Here is a 14,959-nt window from a genome sequence, read left to right on the forward strand (position 1 = left end):
GCAACTGCTGGTGCAAATGAAGCGACAACAACTGAACCAGCACCTTCCGATGAGGAAGTATCGGCTAAAGAGTCATCAAATTCAATTAACGAACATCATCTCCGGGTCCAATGCCGAGGTGGGCTCGTCGAACAGCATCACCTTCGGGCTCATCGCCAGCGCCCGGGCGATCGCCACCCGCTGCTGCTGGCCGCCGGACAGCTGCGCCGGATACTTATCGGCCTGGTTGGCGATGCCGACGCGCTCGAGCAGTTCCATCGCGCGCTTGCGGGCGTCGTCCTTCTTGACCCTGCGCACCTTCAGCGGCGCAAGCATCACGTTCTCCACGATCGTCTTATGAGCGAAGAGGTTGAACGATTGGAACACCATCCCGACGTCGGCACGCAGTGCGGCAAGCGCTCGGCCCTCGGCGGGCAGCGGCACGCCGTCAATGGCGATATCGCCGGAGTCGATGGGCTCGAGGCGGTTGATGGTGCGGCACAGCGTCGACTTCCCGGATCCCGAGGGACCGAGAACAATGACGACCTGCCCCTTGGGGACTTCGAGGTTGATATCGCGCAGAACATGCAGTTCACCGAAATGCTTGTCCACATTGCGCATCGAAATCATCGGTGCGCCCGTGGCGGTACTGCCCTCATCAGAACTAGTTGCCCCGGTTTTGGCCAACCCGATTGTGTCGGGCACGGCGGCTTCGTCGGTCATGGTCCAAGACCTTAAGCGGAAAACGGCGATTTGCCCCGGTTTCCGCGACACACCGTCGCGACACGCCGGTCCGACACAGGGCCGTAACCCATCCGATGCGACTCGGTCGGGGCCCGGAGCCTGCGCCGATGCGCTGAAAACCCACATTGCCCACCCCCGTACCCTGGATGGGTGGATTCGATCGGACAGGCAGTGTTGTCTCCCGCACCTTCGGCCCAGGACGGCACCCGCAGTTACGAGGTCCGCACCTTCGGTTGCCAGATGAACGTGCACGATTCCGAACGCTTATCCGGCCTACTCGAGGATGCGGGTTATGTGAAGGCCGCGCCCGGCGCGACGGCCGACCTCGTCGTCTTCAATACCTGCGCGGTGCGCGAGAACGCCGACAACAAGCTCTACGGCACTCTCGGCCACCTCGCGCCCATCAAGGCCGACCGGCCCGGCATGCAGATCGCCGTCGGCGGCTGCCTGGCACAGAAGGACCGCGACACCGTCGTGCGCAAGGCGCCGTGGGTGGATGTGGTGTTCGGTACGCACAACATCGGTTCGCTGCCGGTGCTGCTGGAGCGGGCCCGGCACAATGCCGAGGCGCAGGTGGAGATCCTGGAATCGCTGGAGGCGTTCCCGTCGAGCCTGCCCGCCAAGCGTGAATCCGCCTATGCAGGCTGGGTTTCGATCTCGGTGGGTTGCAACAACACCTGCACGTTCTGCATCGTGCCGTCACTGCGCGGCAAGGAGGTCGACCGCCGTCCCGGTGATGTGCTCGCCGAGGTGCAGGCGCTGGTCGACCAGGGCGTGCTGGAAGTCACGCTGCTCGGTCAGAACGTGAATTCCTATGGCGCCTCCTTCGCCGATCCCGATGAGGCCCGCGATCGCGGCGCATTCGCCAAACTGCTGCGCGCCGCCGGACGGATCGACGGGTTGGAGCGGGTGCGTTTCACCTCGCCGCATCCGGCCGAATTCACCGATGACGTGATCGAGGCGATGGCCGAGACCCCCAATGTCTGCCCGCAGCTGCACATGCCGCTGCAGTCCGGTTCGGATCGGGTGCTCAAGGCGATGCGCCGCTCCTACCGCAAGGCGCGCTATCTGGGCATTATCGAGAAGGTGCGGGCCGCGATGCCGCATGCCGCGATCACCACCGACATCATTGTCGGCTTCCCGGGCGAAACCGAGGAGGACTTCCAGGAGACCCTGGATGTGGTTCGGCAGGCGCGGTTCACCAGCGCCTACACCTTCCAGTACTCCAAGCGTCCCGGCACACCGGCCGCGGATATGCCCGACCAGCTACCCAAGGCCGTGGTCCAGGAACGCTACGACCGGCTGATCGCGCTACAGGAGGAGATCTCCCTCGATGCGAACCGCGCGTTGATCGGCACCGAGGTGGAACTGCTCGTGGCCGAGGGCGCTGGCAAGAAGAATGCCGCGACCGCCAGGATGAGCGGCCGCGCCCGCGACGGCAGGCTCGTGCACTTCCGCCCCGAAGGCACCGCCGAGCGGATCCGTCCGGGCGACATCATCACCGTCGATATCACCGACGCGGCCCCGCACCACCTGATCGCCGATTCGGCCATCAAGTCGCACCGCCGCACCCGTGCGGGTGACGCCCACGAGCGCGGCATCACCCCGAAGACCGAACCCATCGGTGTCGGCCTCGGCCTGCCCCGCATCGGCGCCCCCGCACCGGAACCGGCCGCCGCTGGCTGCTCAACCGGTTGCGGCGCATGATCGTGCGAGCCACTGGTGCGGTTGTCACCGCGGCCAGGGCGAGCGCGGCGGTGTCGACCGCGCCGACGAAACGTTCACTGAACGCCTGCACGCGATCGAGCGGTAGCGAGGTGGATTCGTGAGCATCCGGCCGGGTGACGACGACACGGCGCGCGGTGCCGAGGGAGCGGACGCCGCGCCCGACCGCGAATACGGTGCACCGGGGGCTGGTTCGTCCGCATCGAATTCGGATGGTGCCCGAGCTGATCACGCGGTCGAGGACACGGATCCGGCGTCCGGGCGCGTACCCGACGGCGGTTCCTCGACCCCGTATGAGGGCGGCGTCGCGGGCAATCCGACGTCGGGCTCGGGCGACGATGAGGAAAGTACTACCGGACGTAGTGGGTCGGCTGAGGCCGCTGAGAGCACTGATGGCACAGTGGGTGCGGATAAGGCAGCGGACCACGAATCAGCCGAAGGAAACGAGGGCTCAGTGAACTCGGTCGACAGCAGCAACGACTTCGAGCAGTTCAAGGACGAACTCGACGCCGTCGAGCGGCGCATTGCCGGAGAGATCGATCCGGGCGTGCGCGCGCTGGTGGTTGCTGGGGCGGTATTCCTGCTGCTGCTGTCGTTGGTGCTGCCGCATGCCGGGGGTGCCCGCGGTTTCGATGTGCTGCTCGGCACCGATGCCGCCCGTGCGGAGCACATCGGTCTGCCGTCGCGGATCTTTGTCTGGTTCGCAGTCCTGTTCGGCATCGGATTCTCGCTGCTCGCCTTGATGACCCGCCGCTGGGTGCTCGCGTGGATCGCCGTGGCCGGATCGGCCATCGGCAGCGTCTTCGGTGTCTTCGCCATCTGGCACCGCCAGACCCCCGGCCTCGGCAACTATCACGGTGCGGGCCCCGGCGTCGGGCTGATTCTCGGCGCCATCGCGATCATCGTCCTGACATTCCACTGGATCCGCGTCGTCTGGAGCCGTACCGCACTGCAACTCGCCGCGGAAGAACAGCGCCGCATCGCGGCGGCCGCCGCCGAGGAACGCGATCGCCGCCGCCGCATCGGCGATTCCTGAACCTCCGCCCGCTGAAACGCGCTGAGCGTGCACTTTCGCCAGCATCCGGCATGGATCGCCGGATTCGGCGCAGAGTGCACGCTCAGCGCATTGCACCGCCGCTGACCATCAGCGATTGCTGACGGCACCCTCCGCGGCCTCGGCCCATTCGCGCCACTGCTTGGCCTGCTCCAGCGCCTTCTCGGCATCCCGCTTGTTTCCGGCGGCGGTTGCCTTTGCGGCCTGCTCCTCGAACTGTGCCACCCGCTCGCGGAACTGCGCTGCCCGCGCCATTGCCTCCGGATCGGTGCGCCGCCACTGGGCGTCCACCGCGTCGCGGACCCGCTTTTCGATGACGCGCAGCTTGCCCTCCAACTCCTGGATGCGCTCGCGCGGCACCTTGCCGATCGCATCCCACTTGTCCTGCAGTTCGCGCAGTGCGGCGCGGGCCGAGTCCAGGCCATTGGCCGGATCGATGTGCTCGTAGGCGCGCAGCAGCTCTTCCTTGGCGGCCGCATTGTGCTCGAATTCGGCGTCGCGTTCGGAGACCGCGGCATTGCGCGCCGCGAAGAACACATCCTGGGCGCTCTTGAACCGCCGCCACAGCGCCTCGTCGGCCTCGCGCGGCGCCCGCCCCGCGGCCTTCCACTCGGCCAGCAGATCACGGAACACACCGGCCGTACCACCCCAGTCGGTGGAGCCGGACAGCTCCTCGGCACGGACGCAGAGTTCTTCCTTGCGCGTCTTCGCGGCCGCGCGTTCGCGATCGAGTTCGGCGAAGTGCGCGCCACGGCGCCGGTTGAACGCCTCGCGTGCCTTGGAGTAGCGCTTCCATAGCGCGTCGTCGACCTTGCGGTCCACCCCGCGGATCGACTTCCACTCGTCGAGGATTTCGCGCAGCCGATCGCCCGCGGCCTTCCACTGGGTGGATTCGGTGGCGATCTTCTCGGCTTCGGCACACAGCGCTTCCTTGCGCTCGGTGTGCTCATGCCTGGCCTTTTCCTTCTCCTCCTTGGCGTGTGCCGCCGCCTCTTCGGAGTGTTCGGCAATGGCCTGCAGTCGTCGCGCCAGCCCGTCGATATCGCCGATAACGGCCGCGGTGGGTAGCGATTCGGCGATGGTGACCGCGGCGGCCTTGGTCTTGCGGGCATCCGCGCCAGCGGCCAGCCGCGCCTCGAGCAGCGCCACTTCGGTGGCCAGATCATCGAACCGGCGGCCGAAGTGCACGAGCCCCTCGGCAGCGTCACCGGCCTGCCACGACCCGACGATGCGCTCGCCGTCGGCGGTCTTCACCCAGGCGGTGCCGTCGTCGTCGACGCGGCCCCAGGCGCTCGGATCGCTGACGGTCGGGACAACGACCGGATGCGGATGTTGTGCGGCTGGACCCGGCGCTGGTTTGATCGCATGCGGTTTCGGATGTGCCGTCGACCCACCTGGTTTGGGGGCCGCGGACGGTTTCGGGGTGGCGGAAGGTTTAGGCGCGGCGGTCTTCGGGGCATCCGAGGGGCGCGGCGTGCTGCCCGGGTTCGCTTTCGCCGTTCCGTTGCTGTCGCGCCCACCCGTCTCCCGGCCACCACCCCTCACTGAATCGCTGCGCGATGCTTGATTCATTGCTCCTCGTCCCTGCCGCGCGTCACGGCTGCCTGGTTACGCCCTAGCTCACTCCATTGAACCCGGTCCGAGCCCTGTAAACCATCGATCAATACCCTCCGACTGATGATTCCCAGGGAAATCAACCCGTGATGACCTGGGTTGTAGCACCTCGAACACTATCAATCTCGGCCAAGTTTGCGGCAGAGACACTCGAAGCCGGGCGTTACTAGAGGGCGACAGCGGCGGTGTGGATCGCTCATTCGGCCAACGACTACGGTTTACGGCGTGTTCTCCATTGCGGCCTTGGTCCCGTCGCCGCCGATCCTGGTGCCCGAGCTCTGCGGCGGTCTCGCGCACGCGGCAGGGGCCGGTCCCGATGACGCGCCGGCCGTGCTGCGCGCGGCCGCACTCACCGCGGTCGGCGCATTGGCCGAGGTGACTCGGCACTGGACGGTCATCGGTGTGGGCGAAGCTGCACATGTCGTCGGCCAGGACGCGGTCGGCACCTTCCGCGGTTTCGGTGCGGACGTCCGGGTCGCACTCTCCGACGATGCGCTTGCGCGGGTCCGGCACAGTCCCGACGCAGCGGATCCGCAGCTGCCGCTACCCGCCCTGATCGCCGGGTGGTTGCGTGGACAGATCGCACCCGATGCGGTGGCCTCGACGACGCTGGTCGCCGCGGATACCCCCGCCGATCGGTGTGCCCGGATCGGCGCGGACCTGCGCAGCGCCCTGGACGGCTCGCCCGAACCGGCCGGTGTCCTGGTGATCGCCGACGGCGCCGCAACCCTCACAGTCAAGGCGCCCGGCTATCTCGACGAGCGCGCCGCCGACGTGCAGCGCGAGCTGGACCGGGCCCTGGCAGAAGGTGATACCGCGGGACTGCTCGCCTTGGATCCGGCACTGTGCGCCGAACTGGCACTATCCGGGCGCGCGGCCTATCAGGTGCTCGCGGGACTGTTCGCCGCGGATCCGAAAGCCCCCTGCGTCGAAACCCTGTACAGCGATGCCCCGTTCGGCGTCGGGTATCAGGTGAGCGTCTGGCGGCCGAGCGCATCGGGAGGTGGTTCGTGATCGATTCGGATTCGCATTCGACGGGCTCGGCGCCGGGGAACCCGTTGTCCGGCACCGTGATAACTCCGATCGCCGTCGTCGGCCCCACCGCCACCGGCAAATCCGATCTCGGTCTCGATCTCGCCGAGCGGATCGGCGGCGAAATCGTGAATATCGATGCGATGCAGCTCTACCGCGGCATGGATGTCGGCACCGCGAAACTCCTTCCGGCCGAACGCCGCGACATCCCGCACCATCAACTCGATGTCCTCGACGTGACCGAAACCGCGACCGTCGCCGCCTACCAGGCCGCGGCCAGCGTGGACGTGCGCGAGATCATGGCCCGCGGGCGCATTCCGATCATCGTGGGCGGGTCGATGATGTATGTCCAAGCGCTGCTCGATGATTGGGAGTTTCCGGCCACCGACCCCACGGTCCGCGCGCGCTGGGAGCAGCTGCTGGCCGAGCGCGGCCTCGGCGCGGTGCACGAGGCACTGCGACAGGCCGATCCGGCCGCCGCGGCGACCATTCTGCCCACCGATGGCCGCCGCATGGTGCGCGCGCTCGAGGTCGTCGAACTCACCGGCCGCCCGTTCGCGGCCTCGGCGCCCGCCATCGGACGACCGCGCTGGGGCACCGTGATCATCGGGGTCGACCGGGAGACGGCCGAACTCGACGCGCGCATCGAATTGCGCACCGCGCGGATGTTCGAGGCCGGTCTCGTCGAGGAGGTCCGTGGCCTCATCGATCAGGGTCTGCGCGAGGGCGTCACGGCGCGCCGGGCGATCGGCTACGCGCAAGTCCTGTCGTATCTGGACAACGAATACGACCTGAACCACGCACAGGAACGCACCCTGATCGGCACCCGGCGCTACGTCCGGCGGCAGCGCTCGTGGTTCCGCCGCGATCCCCGGGTGCGCTGGGTGGACGGCGCCGATCCCGATCTGGTCGTGGCCGCACTCACCCTGCTCGAGAAGGAACGGACGCCGCAGTGACACGTCGTATGAGTACCCGCAATGCCTCGGTGCAGGTGTGGCAGGCGTACCTGAGCAACCGCACCAAACGCCACCGCGACGGTCGCTTCCTGGTGCAGGGCGTGCGTCCGATCACCCAGGCGATCGCCAACGACTGGCCGCTGGAGACGATGCTCTACCGGCTCGGCACGCCCGACCTGTCGAGCTGGGCGCGTGAACTACTGGAGACCAGCGGTGTGCCGCAGGTTGGCCTGGTGCCGGAGCTGATGGCCGAACTCGGCGAGAAGTCCACCGGCATACCGGAATTGGTGGCCGTCGCGGTATCGAAGCAGCCCGAGCTCGATACCTTCGAACCCGGCGAACCCGGTGACCCGGCACCGCCGGTGGTGATCGTCTTCGACCGCCCCAACTCGCCGGGCAATCTCGGTACGCTCATCCGCTCGGCGGATGCGTTCGGCGCCAGCGGCATCATCGTCACCGGCCACGGCGCCGACCAATACGATCCGCACGCGGTGCGCGCGTCCACCGGTTCGCTGTTCGCCATGCCGGTATTCCGTGCGGCCGGGACCGCGCAGGTACTCGAATTCCGCGACCGGCAGGTGCAGCGGGGAATCCCGACCCGCATCGTCGGCACCGACGAGAACGGTGCGCACGCGGTCTTCGACTACGACTTCGCCGAGGCGACCATCCTGGTCATCGGCAATGAGACCAGCGGCATGAGCGCGGCCTGGCAGCAGGCCTGTGACGATATGGTCTACATCCCGATGGGTGGCACCGCCAGCTCGCTGGGCGCGCCATCGGCCGCCGCGGTCGCGCTGTACGAAATTTCACGGCAGCGCCGTACGTTGGTTCGAGGACGATAAACAGGGAGAATGCGCGACGTGTCGGATATCGAGTTCACCAAGGGCCATGGCACCCAGAACGATTTCGTGGTGCTGCCCGATCCGCAGGTCCGCCTGGACCTGACCGCGGACCGGGTGGCCGCGCTCTGCGATCGCCAGCGCGGCCTCGGCGCGGACGGTGTGCTGCGGGTGGCGCGCGCCGGTGCGCTGCGCGACGCCGGTGTGCTCGCCGAGATCCCGGAGGGTGTCGCCGACTCCGACTGGTTCATGGACTACCGCAATGCCGACGGCTCGATCGCCGAGATGTGCGGCAACGGGGTGCGGGTTTTCGCGCACTACCTGGCGGCACAGGGACTCGAATCGCGCGCGGAGTACGTGGTCGGCAGTCGGGCCGGAGCCCGTCCGGTCACCGTGCACAGCGGCGGGCCGGTCAACGGCGAGGTCACCGTCGGTATGGGGATGGTGCGCGAATTGGGCCCGTCGACCGCCACCATCGGCGGCTGGGCGTTTCCCGGTATCGGCATCGATGTCGGCAATCCGCACCTGGCCTGCGTCGATGCGAGCCTGTCCGCCGACGCGCTCGCCAAACTCGACCTTGGCGTCGCCCCCGGATTCGACCCGGATCTGTTCCCGCACGGCGTGAATGTCGAGATCGTTACCGGACTGGTCGACGGCGCGGTCGATATGCGCGTCTATGAACGTGGTGTCGGCGAAACCCGTTCCTGCGGAACGGGAACTGTCGCCACCGCGGCGGCCGCCTTGGCCGCCAACGGTTTCCGCATCGCCACCGATAGCGGTGAGGTCCGGGTTCGGGTACCCGGCGGTGAAGTCACCGTCCGCCTGGCCGAGGGCGCGGCATGGTTGCGTGGGCCGTCGGTGCTGGTGGCAACCGGTCGGATTGCCGAAAGCTGGTGGGAGACCGCCTAGCTCGCTGGTCGCGTGGCCTCGGTCCGCGCCGGCCTATCTGTTCCGCAGTGCTCGGACAGCACAACCAGTGCTGAACGGAGACGATCAATGCCATTGGCGGCGACCCCTCATCAGCGCACACCGCATCTGGCGAACCATCGTGGGCAACTCGGGTGGGTTACCACCGAGATCAGCGGTCGCCCAACTCGCGGAGCTGAGCGACGACATACCGCACCCGGACGGTGCGTCGATCGAACACCGGGCGAGGTGTGGCGGGCGGCCACCGGCCGAGCTCGAGCGTTGTCGCCGCGCCACCGGGAGTACGAGGATCGGCTCTGACGAATGCTCACCGGCCCGCTTCGGATACGCCCAGGAAGTCGAGGACGATCGGGAGCAACAGCGGTGTCTGGTCGAACACGGTGAGATGTGAGGTAGCGGGAAGCACTGCCAAGCGTGCGGCGGGCATGCCTTTGGTGCCCTCGACGCCGCCACCCAGGAGTCGATACATCTCGATGGTGTGCTCGGGGCGGATTATGTCGTTGTCGGCGGCGATGATCAGCACCGGAGACTGGATGGACCTGATCTGATCCCGGCCAGAACTCGGCCGCGGCCCTCGACGAGCTGAACAGCGGTTAACGCCTTATCCGCCTGATTCTCGGCGACTACTACCGGGACACCGCCTGGGGATGATCCGGTGGTGCCGTGCGGGTCGCTCTGATGTGCGCTGAGGTCGGCGGGGATTACGATCTGTGGACTTGGGTCACGGTGCGCTGGTGTCCGAACTGCGGACAAATTGTCGGCGTCGGCGGCTCGCCTGGACCGGTGTGAACCACGGGTGTCGGCCGTGTTCAGGGATAACCGAATGCGCGTACCTGAGCTCGCGTGGCAGCATGGGTGTTGTATGACGAAATCAAAGACTTATGAATTCACTCCGGCCGACGATGACAACGAGGCCGTCGAGGACACGACGGAAGACACCGGCGACGTAGTAGCCGAGCACGCCGCGCGGATGAAGCGGTCCGGGTGGACCGCCGATCCCACGGTCGGCGAGATGCAGCTCGACGAGCGCTCCTCGCTACGCCGAGTCGCGGGTCTGTCCACGGAGCTCACCGATATCACCGAGGTCGAGTACCGGCAGCTGCGCCTGGAACGGGTCGTGCTGGTCGGGGTCTGGACCACCGGCACCGCCATCCAGGCCGAGGCGAGCATGGCCGAACTGGCCGCGCTGGCCGAGACCGCCGGTTCGGAGGTTCTGGAGGGCCTGATCCAGCGCCGCGACAAGCCGGACCCGGCCACCTACATCGGTTCCGGCAAGGCCGACGAACTGCGTGCGGTGGTGCTCGAAAGCGGCGCCGATACGGTGATCTGCGACGGTGAACTGACACCGGCACAGCTGACCGCGCTGGAGAAGGTCGTCAAGGTCAAGGTGATCGACCGGACCGCGCTGATCCTGGATATCTTCGCCCAGCACGCCACCTCCAGCGAAGGCAAGGCGCAGGTCTCGCTCGCCCAGATGGAATACATGCTGCCGCGACTGCGCGGTTGGGGTGAGTCCATGTCCCGGCAGGCCGGTGGTCGTGCGGGTGGCAACGGTGGCGGTGTGGGTCTGCGTGGTCCCGGTGAGACCAAGATCGAGACCGACCGCCGTCGTATCCGCGAACGAATGGCCAAGCTGCGCCGCGAGATTCGCGAGATGAAGACCGCACGCGACACCAAGCGGGCCCGCCGCACTTCCAGCGGCATCCCGTCGGTGGCGATCGTCGGTTACACCAACGCGGGCAAATCCAGTCTGATGAACGCGCTGACCGGCGCGGGCCTGCTGGTCCAGGACGCCCTGTTCGCGACCCTGGATCCGACCACTCGCCGCGCCGAGTTGGACGACGGCCGCGAGGTCGTCTTCACCGATACCGTCGGTTTCGTACGGCATCTGCCGACCCAGTTGGTCGAGGCGTTCCGGTCCACCCTGGAGGAGGTCACCGGCGCCGATCTGCTGCTGCATGTGGTCGACGGCTCCGATCCGCTGCCCGCCGAACAGATCAAGGCGGTCCGCGAGGTGATCACCGATGTGATCAAGCAGTCGGGTACGCCAGCGCCGCCGGAACTGTTGGTGGTCAACAAGATCGATGCGATCGACCCGGTCGAGCTCACCCGGTTGCGCGCCATGCTGCCCGATGCGTCCTATGTATCCGCACACAGGGGCACCGGTATCGCCGAACTGCGTGAGCGCCTGGCCGAGGTGCTCGGTGGCCTCGATGTGGAGATCAGCGTGCTGCTGCCGTACACCCGCGGCGATCTGCTCGCCCGCATCCACGCGGACGGGCGCATCACCACCTCCGAGCACGAGGAGGGCGGCACCCGGGTCCGCGCACGCGTTCCGCACGCACTGGCCGCGGCACTGTCGCAGTACGCGCACGCCGGTGGTTCGGCGCAAACCAATGGATCGGGTCCGGCCGAGACCAACGGGCATTCGCACTGAGCCGTGGTGTCATCCAGCGACCGGCGAGCAGTCGGCCACCCCGCTGAGGGTGGCGGCTGGGCGGCGGCCGACGCTCCGGTATCGGCCCAGTTCGTTCACGGACCGGCCGGTCGGTAGCGCACCCCTGGCACATCCGGTGCGACACAGGCGAATTCGTTGCGCTATCGTCATCGAATCGACATCAGGAGGGTTCCATGTCGCATGACCACTCCGGTGCCGCCGATTCCGGTGATCGGCGCTCCGGTGATTCGTCGCTCGCCACGCCCGTGCTGAGTGACGGTGCGCCACTATCGGTTTCGCTCACCGACACCGATAAGCGGGTGCTCGACGCCCTGCTCGCGCCGCTGCGCGCGTGGACGAGTCCGCGGTTCTACGGCCTGGAGAACATTCCGGCCGAGGGCCCGGTACTGCTGGTCGGCAACCACAATCTGATGGGCGGTATCGATGCACCGCTGTTGCTGCCGGAGGTGCTGCGCCGTCGCGGGCGGCTGATCCGCGGGCTTGCCGAGAATGTGCTCATCAATGTGCCCGGCATCCGGCAGTTGCTGCACCACTTCGGGTCGGTGCGCGGCAATCGCAGCAACTGCCTCGCGCTGCTGGCCCGCGGCGAGGCCGTCATCGTCTTTCCCGGCGGTGGCCGAGAAGCCGTGCGCCGCAAGAACGAAAAGTACGTCCTCAAATGGGAGGGTCGCTCCGGCTTCGCCCATATGGCGATCGAAGCGGGTGCGCCGATCGTGCCGGTGGCGATGATCGGCGTCGACGACGCCTATGACATCGTTGTCGACGGCGACCATCCGGTAATGCGCCCACTGCGCTGGGCCGTCGAAGCGCTCGGCCTGAGCCGCGATCTGACCCCGCCGCTGATCCGCGGTGTCGGCCCGACCGGTATTCCACGCCCCGAGCGCTTCTACTTCTCCGCCGGTGCGCCGATCGACCCGACGCCGTGGCGGGATGCGGTCGATAAGCATGCCGCCGCGGTGGAGTTGCGTGATGTGGTGCGCAAGGAGCTGGAGGAGGAACTGCGGTTCCTGTTCAGCGAGCGCGACCGTGATCCGGGTCGCACCCTTTTCGGCCGACTGCGCAGTCTGTTCTGAGGCTGCTCTCAGCTATTTTTCAGTAACTCTCCCTACTTTGGCTGAATGGCTGGTACGAGAGTGCGAATGGCGGCAGTGGCGGGGGTAGCGGCGGTTTTGGTGGGTTTTCCGGCCGCCTCTGGTGGATTTCTCGCATCCGCGGCCGGTTCGGCCGATCCGATCATCTCCTCGGGCACACTGCTCGCCTCGTCGCGCTCGTCCGATGGTTCCTATGTCGCCGAGGTTGCGGTCGAGGACAACCGTGACCTGACTCTGCAGGTGTATTCGGCCGCCATGGACAAGAACATCGAGATCCAGGTGCAGCGTCCCGCCGACACGTCGGCCCCGCGACCGACCCTGTATCTGCTCAATGGCGCTGGCGGCGGGGAGGATTCGGCGACCTGGCAGGCGCGGACCGATGCCGCGCAGTTCTTCGATGACAAGAATGTGAATGTGATCACACCGGTCGGCGGCCACTGGAGCTATTACACCGACTGGCGCGCGCCGGATCCGGAGCTAGGCGTCAACAAGTGGAAGACCTTCCTCACCCAGGAGTTGCCGCCGCTCATCGACAGCGGCCTCGGCACGAACGGCACTAATGCGATCGCGGGCCTGTCGATGTCGGGCACTTCGGTGCTGCAACTGCCGATCGCCGCACCCGGTCTGTACAAATCCGTTGCCGCCTACAGCGGTTGCGCGCAGATCTCCGACCCCGTCGGCTACAACATGGTCAACTCCGTGGTCGCAACGGGTGGCGGTGATTCCGTGAATATGTATGGGCCGCAAGGTGATCCGATGTGGGCCGCGAATGACCCGTACGTGCACGCCGACGAGCTGCGCGGCCTGAACCTGTTCATCTCCGACGGCAACGGTATGCCCGGCCAGTGGGATACGCTCAACGGCTCGCATGCCCTCCCCGGCGTCGGTGGCCTCACCAACCAGGTCACCCTCGGCGGTGCGCTCGAAGCCGCGACCAACTACTGCTCCCACAACCTGCAGAACCGCCTCAATCAACTCGGCATCCCCGCCACCTACGATTTCCAGCCCTCAGGAACCCACTCCTGGGGCTACTGGCAAGACGCCCTCAAATCCTCTTGGCCAGTCCTCGCCCAGGGGCTAGGCCTCCCATCCTGAGCCCTGGACAAACGATCACCATGCGCTGATGCAGGCAAACGAGAGCGCTCCTGCATCAGCGCATTGTCGGTGGGTGGGTGATTTGGTGGGGGTGGGGGGTTTGTGGGGAATCTCGGTTGGTTCGGGGGAATGGGGGGCCTTGGCCAGGTGAGGCCATAATTTTTGGGTCGGAAGTGAACGTGGGTTCTTGTTGCGGGTACCGTATGGGGAAGGATGGGTCGGTGTGGACCGGCCGGGTGGTCATTAGGAGGTTGGTGTGGAGCGCACACTGTTCGAACCCGAGCATGAGCTGTTCCGGGAGTCGTTCCGCAAGTTTCTCGATCAGCATGTCGCGCCGAATCATGCGAAGTGGGAAGAGCAGGGGATTGTCGACCGGCAGGTCTGGCTCGAGGCCGGTAAACAGGGATTCCTCGGGATGGCCATGCCGGAGGAGTGCGGCGGCGGTGGGGTGAAGGACTTCCGCTATAACGCGATCGTGGCCGAGGAGTCCGTCCGCGGCCAGTACTCCGGTCTCGGCTTCGCTCTCCACAACGATGTGATCGCCCCATATCTGCTCGAGCTCGCCAATGACGAGCAGAAGCAGCGCTGGCTGCCGGGCTTCTGTTCCGGCGAGATCATTACCGCCATCGCCATGACCGAACCCGGCACCGGCTCCGACCTCCAGGGCATCAAGACCCGCGCGGTGAAGGACGGCGACGACTGGATCCTCAACGGCGCCAAGACCTTCATCACCAACGGCATCAACTCCGATATCGTCATCGTCGTCGCGCAGACCGATCCAGCCAAGGGCGCGATGGGCTTCAGCCTGCTCGTCGTGGAGCGCGGTATGCCCGGCTTCGAACGCGGTCGCAACCTCGACAAGCTCGGCCTCAAGGCGCAGGACACCGCCGAGTTGAGCTTCACCGACGTCCGCGTCCCCGGTAAGAACCTGCTCGGCACCGAGGGCATGGGCTTCATCCACCTGATGCACAACCTGCCGCAGGAGCGCCTGTCCATCGCCGTCATGGCGGCCGCGGCCATGGAGTCCTGCCTGGAGATGACCATCCAGTACGTCCGTGACCGCAAGGCGTTCGGCAAGCCCATCGGCGCACTGCAGAACACTCGGTTCGTGCTCGCCGAACTGGCAACGAAGACCACCGCGGTTCGCGTCTTGGTCGACCGCTTCATCGAAGACCTCAATGCGGGCAAGCTCTCGGTCGAGGATGCCGCGATGGCCAAGTGGTGGAGCACCGAGGAACAGCTCGACCTCATCGACCGCTGCCTGCAACTGCACGGCGGCTACGGCTATATGAAGGAATACCCGATCGCGAAGGCCTATATGGACGCTCGCGTCCAGACCATCTACGGCGGCACCACCGAGATCATGAAGGAGATCATCGGGCGTTCGCTGAAACTGGCCTGACCGCAGTCGGTTTCGACTCCAGTCGGCGGCGCTCGCCCCGTCA

Annotated in this window: 12 protein-coding genes and 1 pseudogene; 10 read left to right on the plus strand and 3 right to left on the minus strand. The window is 66.7% G+C overall.

Annotated elements, in window-relative coordinates:
- Positions 1–96: 96 nt before the first annotated feature.
- Positions 97–609, minus strand: a pseudogene (locus ABZW16_RS28245) (amino acid ABC transporter ATP-binding protein); the annotation flags it as partial.
- A gap of 264 nt (positions 610–873) precedes the next feature.
- Between ABZW16_RS28245 and miaB the strand changes: the two are divergent.
- Together miaB and ABZW16_RS28255 are read left to right on the plus strand one after the other, a co-directional pair.
- Positions 874–2,430: a tRNA (N6-isopentenyl adenosine(37)-C2)-methylthiotransferase MiaB gene (miaB, locus tag ABZW16_RS28250; protein ID WP_354959100.1), complete on the plus strand. Its 1,557-nt coding sequence runs from the start codon at positions 874–876 to the stop codon at positions 2,428–2,430.
- Positions 2,431–2,902: 472 nt separating this feature from the next.
- Positions 2,903–3,484, plus strand: a complete 582-nt coding sequence (locus ABZW16_RS28255) for a hypothetical protein (protein WP_354959133.1) — start codon at positions 2,903–2,905, stop codon at positions 3,482–3,484.
- A 108-nt stretch (positions 3,485–3,592) separates the two neighbouring features.
- Here the strand turns inward: ABZW16_RS28255 and ABZW16_RS28260 are convergent, their stop codons facing one another.
- Positions 3,593–5,074: a DUF349 domain-containing protein gene (locus ABZW16_RS28260; RefSeq protein ID WP_354959101.1), complete on the minus strand. Its 1,482-nt coding sequence runs from the start codon at positions 5,072–5,074 to the stop codon at positions 3,593–3,595.
- 267 nt (positions 5,075–5,341) lie between these two features.
- On the opposite strand from ABZW16_RS28260, the gene ABZW16_RS28265 reads away from it, so the two are divergent.
- From ABZW16_RS28265 to dapF, 4 genes are read left to right on the plus strand one after another with little or no spacing between them, the layout of a single operon-like run.
- Positions 5,342–6,130 carry a hypothetical protein gene (locus ABZW16_RS28265; RefSeq protein WP_354959102.1) on the plus strand — a complete coding sequence of 263 codons (789 nt, stop codon included), beginning with the start codon at positions 5,342–5,344 and terminating at the stop codon, positions 6,128–6,130.
- Positions 6,131–6,186: 56 nt separating this feature from the next.
- Positions 6,187–7,104 (plus strand): tRNA (adenosine(37)-N6)-dimethylallyltransferase MiaA, encoded by a 918-nt coding sequence (gene miaA, locus ABZW16_RS28270; protein WP_354959134.1) that lies wholly within the window; start codon positions 6,187–6,189, stop codon positions 7,102–7,104.
- A gap of 8 nt (positions 7,105–7,112) precedes the next feature.
- Entirely contained in the window at positions 7,113–7,946 is an 834-nt protein-coding gene (locus ABZW16_RS28275; protein ID WP_354959103.1) for a TrmH family RNA methyltransferase, read from the plus strand.
- A 27-nt stretch (positions 7,947–7,973) separates the two neighbouring features.
- Entirely contained in the window at positions 7,974–8,852 is an 879-nt protein-coding gene (gene dapF / locus ABZW16_RS28280; RefSeq protein WP_354959135.1) for a diaminopimelate epimerase, read from the plus strand.
- Positions 8,853–9,177: 325 nt separating this feature from the next.
- On the opposite strand, the gene ABZW16_RS28285 is transcribed toward dapF, so the two are convergent.
- Positions 9,178–9,393, minus strand: coding sequence for a hypothetical protein (locus tag ABZW16_RS28285; protein WP_354959104.1), 216 nt, complete (start codon positions 9,391–9,393; stop codon positions 9,178–9,180).
- 447 nt (positions 9,394–9,840) lie between these two features.
- Here ABZW16_RS28285 and hflX point away from each other — a divergent pair, with 447 nt between their 5' ends.
- The 4 genes from hflX to ABZW16_RS28305 all read left to right on the plus strand — a co-directional run bounded on the left by hflX (position 9,841) and on the right by ABZW16_RS28305 (position 14,916).
- Complete coding sequence (hflX, locus tag ABZW16_RS28290; RefSeq protein WP_354959136.1) at positions 9,841–11,307, plus strand: GTPase HflX; 1,467 nt, start codon at positions 9,841–9,843, stop codon at positions 11,305–11,307.
- 194 nt (positions 11,308–11,501) lie between these two features.
- Positions 11,502–12,401: a lysophospholipid acyltransferase family protein gene (locus tag ABZW16_RS28295; RefSeq protein ID WP_354959105.1), complete on the plus strand. Its 900-nt coding sequence runs from the start codon at positions 11,502–11,504 to the stop codon at positions 12,399–12,401.
- 45 nt (positions 12,402–12,446) lie between these two features.
- A complete protein-coding gene (locus tag ABZW16_RS28300; protein WP_354959107.1) occupies positions 12,447–13,514 on the plus strand; it encodes an alpha/beta hydrolase family protein in 1,068 nt (355 codons plus the stop codon).
- A 256-nt stretch (positions 13,515–13,770) separates the two neighbouring features.
- Complete coding sequence (locus tag ABZW16_RS28305; RefSeq protein WP_354959108.1) at positions 13,771–14,916, plus strand: acyl-CoA dehydrogenase family protein; 1,146 nt, start codon at positions 13,771–13,773, stop codon at positions 14,914–14,916.
- Positions 14,917–14,959 lie beyond the last annotated feature (43 nt).

This window comes from Nocardia sp. NPDC004604 (assembly GCF_040609795.1).
GTDB lineage: Bacteria > Actinomycetota > Actinomycetes > Mycobacteriales > Mycobacteriaceae > Nocardia.

Excerpts from the sequence above, each read along its gene's own strand:
- ABZW16_RS28260 (WP_354959101.1), bottom strand. The coding sequence starts at position 5,074 with ATGAATCAAGCATCGCGCAGCGATTCAGTGAGGGGTGGTGGCCGGGAG.
- ABZW16_RS28275 (WP_354959103.1), top strand. The coding sequence starts at position 7,113 with ATGAGTACCCGCAATGCCTCGGTGCAGGTGTGGCAGGCGTACCTGAGC.
- hflX (WP_354959136.1), top strand. The coding sequence starts at position 9,841 with ATGAAGCGGTCCGGGTGGACCGCCGATCCCACGGTCGGCGAGATGCAG.
- ABZW16_RS28295 (WP_354959105.1), top strand. The coding sequence starts at position 11,502 with ATGTCGCATGACCACTCCGGTGCCGCCGATTCCGGTGATCGGCGCTCC.
- ABZW16_RS28300 (WP_354959107.1), top strand. The coding sequence starts at position 12,447 with ATGGCTGGTACGAGAGTGCGAATGGCGGCAGTGGCGGGGGTAGCGGCG.